Genomic DNA, 1,654 nt, shown 5'->3' with positions numbered 1-1,654 from the left:
ACCGGAAATGTCTACACCGTTGTTTTTCCACTGGTACGTTGGTGCTGCTCCGCCTGCTGTCGGTGTGGCTGTGAATGTTACGTTGTCGCTTGGACAGATACTTGTTTTATCTGCTGCCGCACTGACTGCCGGTGCCGGAATCGGGTTAACAGTCATCGTGATGTCTGAAGAAGTCGCATCTGTCGGGTTTGCACAGCCTGAACTGCTTATCATTCTGACATGAACTTTATCGCCATTGACCAACGTAGTCCTTGTAAATTTATCTGCGCCAATGGCTGAGCTTGCTGCTCCCTGAGATAGGCCATTCACAAACCACTCATAAGTCGGTGTTAATCCTCCGTTGCCAGGGTTTGCTGTAAAGGTTACACTCGTTCCTGCGCAGATGGTGTTGCCTGGTGCTGCTATAATGCTAACTGCTGGCGCAACAACTGTTGTTACTGTGATCACAACCGCATTTGACGTAGCAGGGTTGCCTGTAGGACAGGTTGCATTGCTGGTCATTACCAATGTATAGCTATCGTTGTTCGCAGCTGTCGTTGTTGTATAAGTGGCGTTCGTTGCTCCTGAAATATCCGTTCCGTTTTTCTTCCACTGATACGTCGGAGTTGTTCCCGGATTCGTTGGTGTAGATGTAAACGTTACGCTTGTACCTGCACAGATGGTCGTTGCCGGTGTCGCAATGGTTACGCTTACCGGTAACGATGGATTTACCGTCACCGTTGCTGTTTTAGTACAGCCAGCACTTGTTTTATAAGTAATAACGCTGGTTCCGCCCGAAACACCTGTTACTACACCGGTGTTACTCACCGTTGCTACTGCTGGTGTTGCCGATGTCCATGGTGCGGTTCCATCAGGTGTGCCTGAACCTGTTAAGGTTGTTGTTAAGCCCTGGCAAACCGTTAGCGTTCCTGTGATCGTTGGGATCGCACTTACTGTTACTGTTGCTGTAATGGTACAGCCGTTGCTGTTTTTATAAGTAATGACACTTGTTCCTGCGGCAACGCCTGTTACAAGACCTGTGCTGCTTACCGTAGCTACGGAAGTAGTTGCTGATGACCATGGTGTGGTTGCATCTGGTGTAACTGAACCGGTCAGCTGTGTGGTTGAGCCGGCACACACCGTTAATGTACCCGTAATGGTTGGGGTCGCATTTACCGTTACCGTTGCTGTGATCACACAGCCGGCGCTTGTTTTATAAGTAATAACGCTTGTTCCGGCTGAAACACCTGTTACTACACCGGTGTTGCTCACCGTTGCTACTGCTGGTGTTGCAGATGACCATGGTGTGGTTGCATCAGGTGTGCCTGAACCGGTTAAGGTAGTTGTTGAACCAACGCAAACCGTTAATGTACCGGTGATCGTTGGGTTCGCATTTACAGTTACTGTGGCTGTTTTTGTACAACCTGAACTTGTTTTATAAGTGATCACACTTGTTCCGGCAGAAACACCTGTTACCACACCTGTAGAACTTACTGTTGCTACAGCCGGTGTTGCTGATGACCATGGTATGGTTGCATCCGGTGTGCCTGAACCGGTTAGAGTTGTTGTTAAACCAACGCATACATTTAATGTACCGGTAATGGTCGGAGTTGCATTTACGGTTACCGTTGCTGTTTTGATACAGCCTGAACTTGTCTTATAAGTAATAACGCTT

3 protein-coding genes are annotated in these 1,654 nt (G+C 48.3%); 2 read left to right on the top strand and 1 reads right to left on the bottom strand.

What is annotated here, in order from left to right; translation table 11 throughout:
• A partial coding sequence (locus QZ824_RS11560; RefSeq protein WP_291276169.1) for an Ig-like domain-containing protein occupies positions 1–1,251 on the bottom strand: 1,251 nt, incomplete at its 3' end.
• Between QZ824_RS11560 and QZ824_RS11555 the strand changes: the two genes are divergently transcribed.
• Together QZ824_RS11555 and QZ824_RS11550 are read left to right on the top strand one after the other, a co-directional pair.
• Positions 1,241–1,420 carry a hypothetical protein gene (locus QZ824_RS11555; protein WP_291276168.1) on the top strand — a complete coding sequence of 60 codons (180 nt, stop codon included), beginning with the start codon at positions 1,241–1,243 and terminating at the stop codon, positions 1,418–1,420. The genes QZ824_RS11560 and QZ824_RS11555 overlap by 11 nt on opposite strands.
• A complete protein-coding gene (locus QZ824_RS11550) occupies positions 1,421–1,642 on the top strand; it encodes a hypothetical protein (RefSeq protein ID WP_291276167.1) in 222 nt (73 codons plus the stop codon).
• Positions 1,643–1,654: the final 12 nt, after the last annotated feature.

The sequence above is a fragment of the Flavobacterium sp. genome (genome assembly GCF_021151785.1).
Classification (GTDB): domain Bacteria; phylum Bacteroidota; class Bacteroidia; order Flavobacteriales; family Flavobacteriaceae; genus Flavobacterium.
This window is presented reverse-complemented; position numbering and strand designations above follow the sequence as displayed.